Origin of the sequence: Microcoleus sp. PH2017_12_PCY_D_A (genome assembly GCF_020738565.1) — a bacterium.
GTDB lineage: Bacteria > Cyanobacteriota > Cyanobacteriia > Cyanobacteriales > Microcoleaceae > Microcoleus.
Map to the genome: position 1 here is coordinate 14,885 of NZ_JAEQCI010000112.1, position 12,510 is coordinate 27,394.

15 protein-coding genes are annotated in these 12,510 nt (G+C 45.2%); 8 read left to right on the plus strand and 7 right to left on the minus strand.

The features are described from left to right. Nucleotides 1–102: 102 nt before the first annotated feature. Nucleotides 103–1,320 (plus strand): glycosyltransferase, encoded by a 1,218-nt coding sequence (locus JGK39_RS26505; RefSeq protein ID WP_293259650.1) that lies wholly within the window; start codon nucleotides 103–105, stop codon nucleotides 1,318–1,320. A 177-nt stretch (nucleotides 1,321–1,497) separates the two neighbouring features. Next, entirely contained in the window at nucleotides 1,498–3,342 is a 1,845-nt protein-coding gene (locus JGK39_RS26510) for a glycosyltransferase family 39 protein (protein WP_293259653.1), read from the plus strand. Nucleotides 3,343–3,567: 225 nt separating this feature from the next. Here JGK39_RS26510 and JGK39_RS26515 read toward each other — a convergent pair whose 3' ends face one another. Beyond that, nucleotides 3,568–3,978, minus strand: a complete 411-nt coding sequence (locus JGK39_RS26515) for a hypothetical protein (protein ID WP_293259656.1) — start codon at nucleotides 3,976–3,978, stop codon at nucleotides 3,568–3,570. 642 nt (nucleotides 3,979–4,620) lie between these two features. Here JGK39_RS26515 and JGK39_RS26520 point away from each other — a divergent pair. From JGK39_RS26520 to JGK39_RS26530, 3 genes are all read left to right on the plus strand, one after another. Then, complete coding sequence (locus tag JGK39_RS26520) at nucleotides 4,621–5,127, plus strand: hypothetical protein (protein WP_293259659.1); 507 nt, start codon at nucleotides 4,621–4,623, stop codon at nucleotides 5,125–5,127. Continuing rightward, nucleotides 5,108–5,338 carry a hypothetical protein gene (locus JGK39_RS26525; protein ID WP_293259662.1) on the plus strand — a complete coding sequence of 77 codons (231 nt, stop codon included), beginning with the start codon at nucleotides 5,108–5,110 and terminating at the stop codon, nucleotides 5,336–5,338. The genes JGK39_RS26520 and JGK39_RS26525 overlap by 20 nt, the downstream gene beginning before the upstream one ends. 95 nt (nucleotides 5,339–5,433) lie before the next feature. Beyond that, nucleotides 5,434–5,664, plus strand: coding sequence for a hypothetical protein (locus tag JGK39_RS26530; protein WP_293259665.1), 231 nt, complete (start codon nucleotides 5,434–5,436; stop codon nucleotides 5,662–5,664). 43 nt (nucleotides 5,665–5,707) lie between these two features. Here JGK39_RS26530 and JGK39_RS26535 read toward each other — a convergent pair whose 3' ends face one another. The 3 genes from JGK39_RS26535 to JGK39_RS26545 all read right to left on the minus strand — a co-directional run bounded on the left by JGK39_RS26535 (nucleotide 5,708) and on the right by JGK39_RS26545 (nucleotide 8,863). Then, a complete protein-coding gene (locus tag JGK39_RS26535) occupies nucleotides 5,708–5,980 on the minus strand; it encodes a hypothetical protein (protein ID WP_293259668.1) in 273 nt (90 codons plus the stop codon). A 132-nt stretch (nucleotides 5,981–6,112) separates the two neighbouring features. Next, complete coding sequence (locus JGK39_RS26540) at nucleotides 6,113–6,718, minus strand: DUF3318 domain-containing protein (protein WP_293259672.1); 606 nt, start codon at nucleotides 6,716–6,718, stop codon at nucleotides 6,113–6,115. A 570-nt stretch (nucleotides 6,719–7,288) separates the two neighbouring features. Continuing rightward, a complete protein-coding gene (locus JGK39_RS26545) occupies nucleotides 7,289–8,863 on the minus strand; it encodes a nucleoside transporter C-terminal domain-containing protein (RefSeq protein ID WP_293259675.1) in 1,575 nt (524 codons plus the stop codon). 207 nt (nucleotides 8,864–9,070) lie between these two features. Here JGK39_RS26545 and JGK39_RS26550 point away from each other — a divergent pair, with 207 nt between their 5' ends. The 3 genes from JGK39_RS26550 to JGK39_RS26560 all read left to right on the plus strand — a co-directional run bounded on the left by JGK39_RS26550 (nucleotide 9,071) and on the right by JGK39_RS26560 (nucleotide 11,304). Next, on the plus strand, nucleotides 9,071–9,349 hold the full coding sequence (locus tag JGK39_RS26550) for a hypothetical protein (RefSeq protein ID WP_293259678.1): 279 nt from the start codon (nucleotides 9,071–9,073) through the stop codon (nucleotides 9,347–9,349). A gap of 391 nt (nucleotides 9,350–9,740) precedes the next feature. Next, a complete protein-coding gene (locus tag JGK39_RS26555) occupies nucleotides 9,741–10,400 on the plus strand; it encodes a DUF2834 domain-containing protein (protein ID WP_293259681.1) in 660 nt (219 codons plus the stop codon). Nucleotides 10,401–10,575: 175 nt separating this feature from the next. After that, nucleotides 10,576–11,304 (plus strand): gamma-glutamyl-gamma-aminobutyrate hydrolase family protein, encoded by a 729-nt coding sequence (locus JGK39_RS26560; protein ID WP_293259683.1) that lies wholly within the window; start codon nucleotides 10,576–10,578, stop codon nucleotides 11,302–11,304. 6 nt (nucleotides 11,305–11,310) lie between these two features. Here the strand turns inward: JGK39_RS26560 and JGK39_RS26565 are convergent, their stop codons facing one another. The 3 genes from JGK39_RS26565 to JGK39_RS26575 are packed head-to-tail and all read right to left on the minus strand — an operon-like array spanning nucleotide 11,311 to nucleotide 12,506. Further along, nucleotides 11,311–11,772 (minus strand): SRPBCC family protein, encoded by a 462-nt coding sequence (locus tag JGK39_RS26565; RefSeq protein ID WP_293259686.1) that lies wholly within the window; start codon nucleotides 11,770–11,772, stop codon nucleotides 11,311–11,313. A 13-nt stretch (nucleotides 11,773–11,785) separates the two neighbouring features. Continuing rightward, the gene (locus JGK39_RS26570; RefSeq protein WP_293259689.1) at nucleotides 11,786–12,169 is read right to left on the minus strand and encodes a transcriptional regulator; all 384 of its coding nucleotides are present in this window, start codon (nucleotides 12,167–12,169) and stop codon (nucleotides 11,786–11,788) included. Further along, complete coding sequence (locus JGK39_RS26575) at nucleotides 12,162–12,506, minus strand: type II toxin-antitoxin system RelE/ParE family toxin (protein WP_293259692.1); 345 nt, start codon at nucleotides 12,504–12,506, stop codon at nucleotides 12,162–12,164. Before JGK39_RS26575 ends, JGK39_RS26570 begins: the two co-directional genes overlap by 8 nt. Nucleotides 12,507–12,510: the final 4 nt, after the last annotated feature.

A 12,510-nucleotide genomic window follows, 5' to 3' on the forward strand; every position in this document is an offset into this window, starting at 1 on the left:
TAATTAAGGCGTTTTTATATCTTAACAAATCAACTAGACAGGAACGATAATGTAAAATCTCAAGTCCTACAAACCATCCTTTACTTTACGGCAACTAAAATTATGAGCGTCAACCAAGCAAATCACCTGTTACCAGTGCCGTCTGGGCCTTTGCAAATTCCTGCTGTAGGGGCTTCTGGTTCAACTTTTACAGAGGCAGATACACCGCCAATTTATTTTTCCTTGGTGATTCCCACCTACAACGAGTGCAAGAATGTCAAAAGTATTGTGGAACAATTGAGCAAATTGCTCGATGGCAGCATTCCCGGCAACTACGAATTAATTGTAGTCGATGACAACAGTCCCGATCGCACCTGGGAAGTTGCCCTGTCCCTCACAGCCGAATATCCGCAATTGTGGGTGATGCGCCGGGAAGACGAGCGGGGACTTTCCACAGCGGTAATTCGCGGGTGGCAGGCCGCTCGGGGCGAGGTTTTGGGTGTCATCGATGCCGACTTGCAGCATCCCCCGGAGACGCTGTTGCAGCTTTTAGCAGAAATTCAGCGAGGAGCCGATTTGGCCGCTGCGAGCCGGCACGTTGCTGAGGGCGGGGTGAGCGACTGGAGCGTTATCAGGAGATTTTTGTCGCGGGGAGCTCAAACTGTCGGATTGATTGTACTGCCGGGAGTGGTGGGCCGAGTTTCCGATCCGATGAGCGGCTATTTTATGGTGCGCCGCAGTTGCATTGTCGGCCAAACCATGAATCCTGCGGGTTACAAAATCTTGATTGAAGTGCTCGGCAGGGGCAATATCCGCTGGATTGGAGAAGTTGGTTATGTATTTCAGGAGCGGCAAGAAGGCGAGAGCAAAGTTACATCGAAACAGTATATTGAGTATTTGCGCCATTTGTTCATATTGCGGTTTGCCCGCTGGCCTGTGGGTAAGTTTCTGCGCTTTGGTATCGTGGGTTTCAGCGGCGTGTTTGTGAATATGGCGGTTTTGTACGTGCTGCGGAACAGCCTCCATTTGGAGCTGACTCGCAGTCTAATCGTTGCTGCTGAATTGGCAATTATCAGTAACTTTTTGTGGAATGATTTGTGGACTTTTGGGGATATTTCTAAGCGGCAGCCGGGAAATCGCCAGCGCTTCAAACGGCTGTTGAAATTTAATACAATTTGCTTGATGGGTTTGATTTTGAATGTGCTGCTGGTTAATCTGATGTTTAATGTTTTTGAGATGAATGAATATTTGGCTAATTTAATTGCGATCGTCGCTGTGACTCTGTGGAATTTCTGGATCAACATGAAGCTGAGCTGGCGGGTGACGGAAGTTGACAGTTGACAGTTGACAGTTGACGGTTGATAGATGAAGTGCGAGATTTTTAGACAGTTGACAATTGACCGCAGACAGGAAGGCTTTTAAACATTTGATAGTTGACTGTTGAGAACTATCAACTATCAACCCTCAATTATCAACTATAATGACTCTTCTTCCCTCTGCCTTGGAATGAATGAATTAATGATTAAATACAGACAACTGTTGCTAATATTGCTGTGGACGGCGATCGCCCTGATGCTGCGTTTTGCCAATTTGGACTCGAAACCGCTGTGGACAGACGAGTTTTCGACTCTAGTGTTTAGTTTGGGGAACAGTTTTCGCGGGGTGCCGATCGATCGCCCGATCGCACTTTCCACCCTACTACAACCGCTGCAATGGAGTCCGGATGCTGGCATTGCAGATGTCCTCAAGCATTTGCTGCTAGAAAGCAACCATCCGCCCGTGTATTTTATGGTAGCCCACTGGTGGATGCGGCTGTTTGCGCCGACGGAGGATAGTTTAGTGTGGATTGGGCGATCGCTCCCGGCATTATTAGGAGTGATTTCAGTTCCCGCCATCTACTTTTTAGGCAAATTTGCCTTCAATTCTCGTTTAGTCGGTCAATGTGCGGCTGCGATGATGGCAGTTTCTCCCTACGGCATTTATCTCGCTCAAGAAGCCCGCCATTATACGTTAGGAATCTTATTAGTTATTGCCTCTCTTTTTTGCTTGACAGTAGCTGCAAAAAAGCTGCAAGAGCGCGCTCCGTTGCCTATATGGACGGTGCTATTTTGGATTATTGTTAACTGTTTGGGAATTGCGATTCACTACTTTTTTGCCTTGACTTTGTGTGCCGAAGCCATAGCATTAATTGCTGTAATCTGGCAGCAGTTTCATGGAAAATTGGCGCTTTCAGACAGTCAGCAGCCGAATATTTGGCAATTTCAAATCCTGTGGCGGCTTTTCGCAGTAGCCCTGGGGACTTTAGCTGGCGGTTTAGTTTGGCTACCGATATTTTTGTCGAATAAATACGGTAGCGAGCTCACGAATTGGATTGTCAGCGGCGATCGCACGTTTGTAGATTGGATAGCGCCGATTTTCCAAGCTTTGGCGGGATGGATCGCTGTGATATCGCTGCTTCCGGTGGAATCGTCAAATCTGGCCGTGGTGGTTGGATCTGCGATCGGCATGACAATATATTTCATTTGGGCCCTTCCCCTGCTGCAAAACGCTCTCAAAACTTCCTTAAAAACAACAGAAACTCGTTTAGCTACTGTTATTTTCGGCGGATTTGTGCTAGGAGCAATTTTCCTATTTTTCAGCTTTGCATACATTCTAGGAATTGACCTAACTCGCGGCCCTCGATACAATTTTGTCTACTTTCCGGGAGTGATATTGCTGTTAGGAGCAACCTTAGCATTTATTTATGACACACCTACGGTCAAAACTCGATGGTTTAATTTACCTGCTGTTGAAATTGCTGGCAAAAAAGCAGTTATGCTAATTTTAGCAATGGGTTTTGTCAGCGGTGTAACAGTAAATTCCAATCTCGGCTATCGCAAATATTACAAACCAGACCTTTTAATTCCGATTATCCGCGAAGTCTCGAAAAATCCCGTGTTAATTGCTACTACTCAAAAGACTCATGTAGAAATAGGAGAGTTGATGGGGATAGGATTGGAATGGGAAAGAAGTTCGGCAACGAATTTTGTAGCGGATGTAGCGGATGTTAGGAAGAAGGGTTCGGCAACGGATTTTGTAGCGGATGTAACGGATGTAACGGATGTAGCGGATGTTAGGAAGAAGCAAGAAGTTAAAGCCTTTGATTCTCCACAGTTTCTTTTAGTTAAGCAGAGGAGGGAATCGCCGGAAATTGTGGCGGGGATAGTTGACAAGACACTCAGTCAATTGGAACGTCCCCTAGATTTGTGGCTGGTGAATTTTCGCGCACCTGTCAATTTAGCAGCACAAAAGTGTCAGCTTGAATCTCGCGATTTACCTCGAGTGGACGGGTATGAATATCAAGTTTATCATTGTTCTAGTTAAGCATAAACCGGAATTTTCGCGAACTGTTAGTTCGTTCGTAGTGCGGACTTCAGTCCGCTCTTAAGCCGTTCGTTCGTAGTGCGGACTTCAGTCCGCTCTTAAGCCGTTCGTTCGTAGTGCGGACTTCACCTTTTTATTATAGTAATCAACCAGACATGATATAATTCGTAAAAACAGGGGCAACTGCGGGAAATTGCCCCTATAAAAGCGAGAACTAGACCGTCCCTAAGAGTCAGCGGCAAAATATTTAACTAAAACGCTCATCACCTCACCGGAATTTTGAGTCGGGACAAGGGGACTCCAGTCAGAAACGCAGGCAAAATTATTGCAGTGCAAAGAATGAATGACGCGGGAAACAATAGGACGAGAACTGATCAGAAAGATTTTCAAGAGTTCTCGATTAACTGAAGTTGGCAAGTTTTGCTCTTTAGCAGGGGACTGAATGAGTTCGGTAGTTGGATTTTCGGCGCCAATCTCGAAAGCAAGTATTAATTCGCTATTGGGTAGCAGTTGTCGGATGACTTTCAGGGAAGATTCTGCTTCGCTGCGGCTGCGAAATTGTCCGATGGGTAAGCGCCCAAAGTTGGGCAGCAGTCGGTAAATAATCCAGGAATTCGTAGTTTCTGGGGTGTTCATGGCTGTATTCTAAATTGGGTATGTTTGCCCATAGGAAAGTGACAGAATTGCACGCGAGTGCGAGCGCGATAGAGGATCGAGCTATTGCAATAAATCTGCGTCCTAATTCATGATTTTTTTATCGATCCGCCGCAGAACGAGCGGAAACAATATCCTGTTGGCAATGACGTTATGTTACATCGAAAATTAACTTTGAGATTGAGTTTTTACATAATGTAATTTTATTAAGTAAAGGTTCAAAATAAGCGCTTAAAATAGGCGCTTAAAATAGGCGAATTAAAAGCTGAAACAATCACAAATAAACGTTAGAAAATGCAAGAGGCTAACAATTTAGGTCAAAAATAATTCAAGTTTTCGCACCCATACACGGCAAATGAGGGATTTTTGCCGTTTGGTGGGGGTATCTTTTGATGAGTTGCCGGATTATCTCAGTCGGCGGATAGATGAGGAGAAGTCATAGGAGGTCGATCGGGCGATCGCGCTTTCGCTTAAAATAAGTGCATTAGCCAAGCTTGCGGCAGGAATCGAGCTTTTTTATTTCCCCCTACCCTAAGTCGGACGATGACACAGTAGAGAGAAAAAGGGCGATCGGTTTCCCTAAAACAGTAAGCTACAATCATAAAATCAGGCTAAAGATTGACCGTGAAGCCAAATTATATCCAGCAAAGTCTGAACATCTACAACCTTGCCGAGCCTGAGTATGAACGGTGTTATTATAATGAGGATACAGGCGGGTTCGTACTCATCCATCAAAACCATAATACCAATGATTCTGAGCGGTTTATCGCTGAAGTTTTGGCGAGACTTGGGCGACGAGTGAAGTTATTGAGCGAGCAAGCTTCACCAGGCATCAGAACACCTGATGCTGAAATTGATGGGGAAATCTGGGAGTTTAAAGAGCTGAGTCCAGAAGCAGTCAGTATCAAAAATACAGTTCAAAGAGGCGTAGCTGTCGCTAAAAAACGCGCTCGCAATGTAGCTTATCATATAAATACTGAGGTTGATATTGCAGATATCAATAAAGGAATTACCAGAGCGATGGTTTGGGATACTGAAAGGCTGTTGCAAAAAATCGCACTGATTTTTAATGATGGTAAAGTTCAAGAGTTAACTAGGGAGGAATTGGACAATGGAGAATCTTTTCAATAGTTTTAAGGCAAGAATCGAGCTGGGCATCAAAAATAATATTCCTGTTGAAGCTAGGTTAATTGTGCTTGGGGAACTTATTTATGCAGCGGAACGGAAAGATTTGACCCCGAAGCAAGCACGAGAATTAGAAGCTTTGCTGAGGTTGTCGGAGATTTTGAAAAATTATCAGGCTATTCGAGAACAAGCAATTTTTGGTGAGTTACTGGTTTGAATTGTGACAAGTATCAAGAGCAACTCATTGTCGATCGCACTTGCGCTTAGCCAAAATGCTAAAATTATATCGATCGAACATTCCCACATAAAAATATGACTTTCGAGGCAGTTTTCAGTCTTGTTAAGCAGTTGTCTCTCTCGGAAAAGCTACGGTTGATTAAGTGGATGGTTCCTGAGATAGAACGAGAATTAGTTGTTGTTCGCCCTACTCCCCGCAAATCGTTGTGGGGTTTATGTGCTGACTTGGGAACTGCACCATCTGCGGCTGATATAGATGAAGTTCGCACGGAAGAATGGGCGAATTTTCCAAGGGAGGATTTCTAATGCTGTGTGGTGTAGCTGATACTGATTAGTAAAGCCAAAGTTTTTATACAGTAGGCTGAATCTGGTTGAGGAAAAGATTGCGGACAGTCCGATTAACAAAACTGAGGTAATCGTCGATTTCTTCGTAAAGATTGAGTTCTTGTTCTTCGTCAGGATTGAGGGGTAAAGTTTGTTGTTTTTCTAACAGTTCTGCTATGCGATTTTTGACGGTTGTGGAGGCTCTAAACATGGGTATGCCTTCCACTAATTCAATGCGGACAGATCCTTCTATGGGTAGAGTATCGCGCAGGTTTTCCAGTTGTGGCAGGATTAGCATAGTTGTGGATTTTATGGGTTTCCCTCTTGATTATATCAATACCCAAGAAACCGGGTTTTTTACCTAATCTACGATGCTCCAACGAAAGATTTTCGTAAAAAAACCCGGTTTCTGACCGCCTGTGCGTCCATTTCAATCCTGTCTGACACTATCGGGCACGCTCACCGCCGAAATACCCGATATCGCCCTTAAATTCTGACACCGAATCAACCCATTAAAATCCAAACTGCGCCCTTCAATTTGCGCCACAGATTCAATAGCAGACAGCAGATGTCCGGCCGCCTCCGCTTCGCTGTAACCGCGCCTGAGAGCGACTCTAATCGCCGTTTCGTCTGCATCTAATTCTACTTGCGAACTGCGGTTGTCGCGCCAAATTCGAGTCATCGCCAGTCCAGTTAAACCACCGGCGATCGCAATTCCGATCGCATCTCCCTGCAACAACTCTACAACAGTGCCGAGAATACCCGCCACAGCCGCACCTTGATAAATATCCGGCTTAAACCACTTAAAATTACCCAAAAAGCTTACAGTACGCAATATCAGTAAATCCCGCTGCGGCTTAGATAGCAGCCGCCACAAATCAAAATTAATATAAATCGGGCGAGATTGATGCCAAGGCAAAGGAAAATCGCAATCAATTACCGTCGATTGTTGGGGCTTATTAATAATTTTACAAGTCATGCGGCCCGAGGCGGGCATCACATCTAATAGGCGGCGAATTTCAGGTTCGGGATTCATAGATTTTTGGGGTAATTGGTAATTGGTAATTGGTAATTGGTAATTGCAAAAAAAACAATCTTATCTATCAGAGACTCGTAGGGGCGGGTTCATCAACAATATTTAACTCCCATCAATAATATGCCTAAACCCGCCCCCACACAACCAATAAACTACATCAAATTATCTATCAGGGACTCGTAGGGGCGGGTTCACCAACAATATTTAACTCCCATCAATAATATGCCTAAACCCGCCCCCACACAACCAATAAACTACATCAACCTTGATTTCGATCGAATACGAAAATATAACTGTCAGTATGCGGGGATTTACTGTTGGGTGAGGGCGGGTTTTACAGATTGTCAATTATTGACAAATATTGTTTGTTAACCCGCCCCTACAAGTCTAGAGGGCATTTACTGTTGGGTGAGGGCGGGTTTTAGAGATTGTCAATTATTGACAAATATTGTTTGTTAACCCGCCCTACAAGTCTACAGGGGATTTACTGTTGGGTGAGGCGGGTTTTACAGATTGTCAATTATTGACAAATATTGTTTGTTAACCCGCCCTACAAGTCCTTAGCAGATATTAAGGCGTTTTCTTCGATTCAGATTTAGGAAATTCTTTCACTTTCGGAGTCGCTTTTTCACCCTTCGGCGAAGGCTTCGGGCTGGCAATTGCTGGGGCAACTGACGGCTTCGGACTTGCGGCGGGGGATGCTTCAGACTTCGGCGAAGCAGGGGCGCTTATCGGGGCAGCAGGCGGTGTCTTAGTGCCTAAAATGCTGGAGTCTCCGGTGTCAAATAATCCGGCGATGCAAGCGATCATCATTGTAGCTAAGGTGCCGACAAATAAGGCTTTCCAACCGAGTTCGGAAATGTCTTTGCGCCGGGAAGGAATTAGGGCAATTGTACCGCCGACAAATATGCCGACGGAGGCGAGGTGGGCGAAACCGGAAAGGGCGTAACTGACAATTAATACTGTGCGATCGCTCACCAGTCCTTTTGCCGCCGCTTCTGCTAAACTTTGATAAGGTGGAATCGCCGTTTCCAGCAGCCGCCGTCCGATAATGACTGATGCTGTCCAAGAATCCTCAAAGGGAACTCCGGTTAACAAGGTTAGCGGGTAAAATAATGCTCCTTGAATGTTTTGCAGGGTGATAAAACTAAAGATTGTACCAATTGGAGCCGGCAACACTGCTAGCCAGCCAAAGAATTGATTGATTAAAGAAACTAAGCCCAAGATTAAAATCAAAACAGCGGCGATGGCGACTGCCATTTTTACACCATCCAAAGCGCCGACAATTGCTGCATCCAAAGGGCTGACTCGTTCGATGGGTTCTCCGCCAACTGTCTCTTGTTTGCGGAGCTCACCGTCATTGTCGGCAATTTCGTCGCCGATGAACTCGTGGCCTTGAGGTTTCGGTTCTTCCTTGGGAATGCCGCCCATTGTTAGCGGTACTCCTGTTTCGGGAACTAAAATTTTTGAAATAACGAAGCAAGCGGGAATGGCGATAATTGAGGCTGAAACTAAATGCCCTAAAATATTGGGAAAAACTGGCTTTAGAAAACTAACGTAAATTGCTAAGGTTGATGAAGCGGCAGTTCCAAAACAGCAAGAAAGGATTGCACAAAGTTCGGAGCGAGTCATTTTAGCCAAATAAGGCTTGACGACAATTGCTGCTTCGATTCCTACGAAAATATTGGCTGCGCCGCTGAGTGCTTCTGCACCGCTCAACCTCATTGTCATGTAAAATATTTTGGCAAAAACTTCGGTGATAATTTGAATGACGCCGATATTATAAAGCAATGCCATTAGACCGGAAAAAAAGACTACTGTCGGTAAAGCCCGAAAGGCGAAAATATATCCTAAATTAACTGGCGGGTCTTGACCGGGTATTGGTACAATGTTTCTACCGAATACAAATCTCGCCCCGGCGTCAGCAGCGGTGAATACTCCATCGAGCAAGCTGGTAAACCACTCTAGGGCGATGCGAGTTGGAGGGAACAAGAATACTAAAAATCCTAAGACTAATTGCAGGCCAATGCCCCAGATGATGACGCGCCACGGTATATACTGTACTTTGCGGTTTTCTGAGAAAATCCAGGCGATCGCGCACAAGCCAAAGATGCCCAGAAATGAGATAAAGTTGTAGATAGACATGAGCCTAGTCCTTGAAATAGCTGAGAATGCCGATCGACGGCTGACACCACATCAGTTATACTATTCATCGGACGGCAAATGCCAAAAAAATAACTCGCAGATAAATTACGCACTCAACAGCGTATTTGTGTCATTGCGAGCTCTCCAGATATCGAGCAACCCTTGATTTGCCTACTTACCAGCAGTTTAGATAGAAACACGCAACACATGGAAGCTTTTGCGACCCATCCTCCCGAATGGACTGCGGCGGCGGTTCACGCTACTGAGTTTTGCTGTCCCAAGTGCGGTGCTAGCTGCACGGATGCCCATGAGGTCTGGATTAATCGCCGATCGCCAGTATACACCGAGTCAAACCGCCGCAAGTGGCAAGAATTTTACCTCTGCCAGTGCGGCGCCGTGTGGTGGGCTTGGAGTAGCGACAGGCCTCCTTCGGAACTTGTGCGTAGCCAAGAGAGCTCCGATGAGGGCTCCGATGATGATTTTTAGAAGCATGAGTCGATTTTCGATTTTATCAGAAATTAGGGTAAGGTGCGCGGCCCGAGCGCACCCTGCATTTAGATAAATCAGCGTTAGTTTGAAACTAATACAGCGAATCAAGTATGCGGTTGATTGCGCCTTCGATGACTCTTTCGACTAACCTCAATTCATTTTTGCCGCGACTTATTTGAATTCAGTTTTCTCCTCTTGCTCCAATCCTCGCGCGGGTGCTACCGAAAATTTATACTAATATCAGAATAAAAAAACAACTATAGCATTTCGATCTCTCCTATGAGGTATGACTGTAAAAAGAGTTTTTGATGCGACCTCGCTTACTATATAGTAACTATAAGAGGGCCCAAGCCCAACAACGTCCGCGAACTTATCTGAGAAGGGCTATATGTCGAGAAAAATTGGATTTTGGCTGCTTTGGATTGCATTCAGCACCTACGCCTTTGTATTTGCGCCACCCGACAACCCCGACACCATCACACTAATTACCAACCTTTCCACAGGCAAAATAGCAGGCATCAACCCTTTAATTGTAGCTTTGTTTAACATCATGGGAGTCTGGCCGCTGATTTACAGTTGCGTCTTATTTGCCGACGGCAGAGGGCAGAAAATACGAGCCTGGATTTTTGCAACTTTATCATTCGGTGTCGGCGCATTTGCCTTGCTCCCTTATTTAGCCCTGCGCGAACCAAATCCAGAATTTTCTGGCACTAAAAATATCTTCTTAAAAATATTAGACTCCCGTTTTACAGGGATTGTCCTAACATTAGGCGCTGCTGCGTTGGTTGCTTTTGGCTTGACAAGAGGCGATTGGTCGGATTTTGTTCGGCAGTGGCAAACCAGCCGTTTTATCCACGTGATGAGTTTAGATTTTTGTATGCTTTGCCTGCTATTTCCTGCTTTATTAACCGACGATATGGCGCGCCGAGGAATGCAAAATTCTACAGCATTTTGGGCAGTAACATTAGTGCCGCTGTTCGGGCCCTTGGCTTATCTGTGCGCGCGCCGGCCGCTGCCGGAAACTAATCCTAAAATTGTTACAAATTAGACAGCAGTACAGGAAATGCTCAGTTTAATCTAGTGCGATCGCCAATAATCATATCAATGCCCGCAAATTATCTCTAATAAAATTAGTTCGCAGTCAGGAATTTAATCCTCGGAAATAAGGACTAAAGTCCTCACTACGAACCTGTTGTAAATAATTATCTCCCACTCTGTAGCAAATGAAAAAACATCCCATCGTTGGCATCACAACTTACAGTCGCAGTCAAGCAGGCGAATATTGCCTCAACGGAGCATATATTGATGCCGTGCAGGCAGCAGGCGGCATTCCCATCTTACTGCCTCCCAATCAATTAGATCCGGCTAGTATTTTTGATGCCGTAGATGGTTTGATTTTTTCAGGCGGTGGAGATATCAATCCAGAACTTTATGGCGGTTTTGTCGATCGCACGGTTTACTCGGTTAACGCAGAACGCGACAATTTTGAGTTAAACTTAGCTAAGCTAGCTTTAAGGGCTGACATACCCGTGTTGGGGATTTGTCGCGGAATGCAAGTCCTGAATGTAGCCAGCGGGGGCAATTTAGTGGTGCACGTACCGGATGCTTACGGAGATGGGGTGACTCACCGACAAGAAAACCCGATTCGTGCGATCGAGCATATCATTAAAATATACCCCGACAGCCGGCTAGCAAAAATCATGGGAACCACCTCGACAAACATTGTTTCCTGGCACCATCAAGCCGTACAAACAATGATTCCCGGCTGGCAAATTGTAGCGCGAGCACCCGACGGTTTAATAGAAGCAATCGAGTACAAATATCACCCTTGGATGGTAGCAGTTCAGTGGCATCCAGAAATGTCGCCAAAAAGTCTTCCAAACTGCGAACTTTTTCGGGCTTTTGTCGAAGCAGCAGCTTCCAAGTTTATGAATTATACTAAATCAGCCTGAAAATTATTAGCCATTGTTTGGATTTTTTTCGCACTCTCTCTTAGTGACTTCGTGGCGGTAGCGAAACATATCAGTTAACCGCATTTCTACCCACCAACCTAACAGCAAATCGACAATCGGGCCGCCCGGTATCGAAAATGCGATCGCATCCGTCAATCGGGTATGGCCATTTTCTGTGATAAACTCGTGTCGGTGAGTCCAACGCGCCATCGGCCCCTCAGTTTGTTCGTCAACAAACAAGCGATATTGTTCGCACTCAGTATGAGTCGCCACCCATTTTACCGGAATCGGCCCCAATAACAGCCGAAATTCTGATACAGCACCCACACCGAGTCCCCCTTCGCGGCGGATGATTTTCACCGGTTGCCAAGGCGGAGTCAACATTTGCAGAATGTCCGGCCTTTCGTAAAAGTTCCAGACTGTTTCAACGGTGGCGTTAATCAGAGATGAATATCGAAAGTTAGGCATTTTTTGAATTGTGCTAAACAGTTAATTCCGCTGGAATTTCAGCATTTACAGTATTATCCTCTGTATCAGTACCAACATCATCAGTACCAATATCATCAGTACAAACAGCAACAGTTAGCTTCAATCCCAAAGCATTCAGCCAAGTTCCCAGATTGTAAATTGTATTGCTTCCTTGCTGCGACAGCAATTCATCCAGTTTTTTCAAGTGCAATTCATATTCTTCTGGAGTCATTTTTGGTTGACCCAAAGCTTCTGCTACATCGCCCAGAGCAAGTTTCAGCAGTTCAGGTTCCGGGTCTATTTCCTCTATAGTCGCCGTTATATAGGCGGCTGACAATGCCGGGTTTTTTCTCAGAGATTCAATCAAAAACGGATGATCCGGGATACTTTTAGCCATTGCTTGAACTCCTATTATAATCTGTCCAGTATTCTTTTGCTTGGCGGATATCTCGGTCTTGAGTGCTTTTATCTCCACCGCAGAGGAGAAGCACAATTGTTGTTCCAACTTGCCCAAAATAGATTCGGAAACCAGAGCCATAGTCTATTCTAAGTTCGCAAACTCCTTCTCCAACTGAACGATAGTCTCCGAAATTGCCAGTAATAACTCGGTTTAGCCTAGATCTAATCTTGGCTTGAGTGTTTGTATCTTTGAAGGAATCAAACCACTCAGCGAAAGGTACTCTGCCATCTGAGGTGACATAACGCTGAATTTCTCTAGGGTGGACTTCTGGCATAATT

Excerpts from the sequence above, each read along its gene's own strand:
- JGK39_RS26550 (WP_293259678.1), top strand. The coding sequence starts at position 9,071 with ATGGAAGCTTTTGCGACCCATCCTCCCGAATGGACTGCGGCGGCGGTT.
- JGK39_RS26535 (WP_293259668.1), bottom strand. The coding sequence starts at position 5,980 with ATGCTAATCCTGCCACAACTGGAAAACCTGCGCGATACTCTACCCATA.
- JGK39_RS26565 (WP_293259686.1), bottom strand. The coding sequence starts at position 11,772 with ATGCCTAACTTTCGATATTCATCTCTGATTAACGCCACCGTTGAAACA.
- JGK39_RS26545 (WP_293259675.1), bottom strand. The coding sequence starts at position 8,863 with ATGTCTATCTACAACTTTATCTCATTTCTGGGCATCTTTGGCTTGTGC.
- JGK39_RS26560 (WP_293259683.1), top strand. The coding sequence starts at position 10,576 with ATGAAAAAACATCCCATCGTTGGCATCACAACTTACAGTCGCAGTCAA.
- JGK39_RS26530 (WP_293259665.1), top strand. The coding sequence starts at position 5,434 with ATGACTTTCGAGGCAGTTTTCAGTCTTGTTAAGCAGTTGTCTCTCTCG.
- JGK39_RS26540 (WP_293259672.1), bottom strand. The coding sequence starts at position 6,718 with ATGAATCCCGAACCTGAAATTCGCCGCCTATTAGATGTGATGCCCGCC.
- JGK39_RS26515 (WP_293259656.1), bottom strand. The coding sequence starts at position 3,978 with ATGAACACCCCAGAAACTACGAATTCCTGGATTATTTACCGACTGCTG.
- JGK39_RS26510 (WP_293259653.1), top strand. The coding sequence starts at position 1,498 with ATGATTAAATACAGACAACTGTTGCTAATATTGCTGTGGACGGCGATC.
- JGK39_RS26525 (WP_293259662.1), top strand. The coding sequence starts at position 5,108 with ATGGAGAATCTTTTCAATAGTTTTAAGGCAAGAATCGAGCTGGGCATC.
- JGK39_RS26505 (WP_293259650.1), top strand. The coding sequence starts at position 103 with ATGAGCGTCAACCAAGCAAATCACCTGTTACCAGTGCCGTCTGGGCCT.
- JGK39_RS26555 (WP_293259681.1), top strand. The coding sequence starts at position 9,741 with ATGTCGAGAAAAATTGGATTTTGGCTGCTTTGGATTGCATTCAGCACC.
- JGK39_RS26570 (WP_293259689.1), bottom strand. The coding sequence starts at position 12,169 with ATGGCTAAAAGTATCCCGGATCATCCGTTTTTGATTGAATCTCTGAGA.
- JGK39_RS26575 (WP_293259692.1), bottom strand. The coding sequence starts at position 12,506 with ATGCCAGAAGTCCACCCTAGAGAAATTCAGCGTTATGTCACCTCAGAT.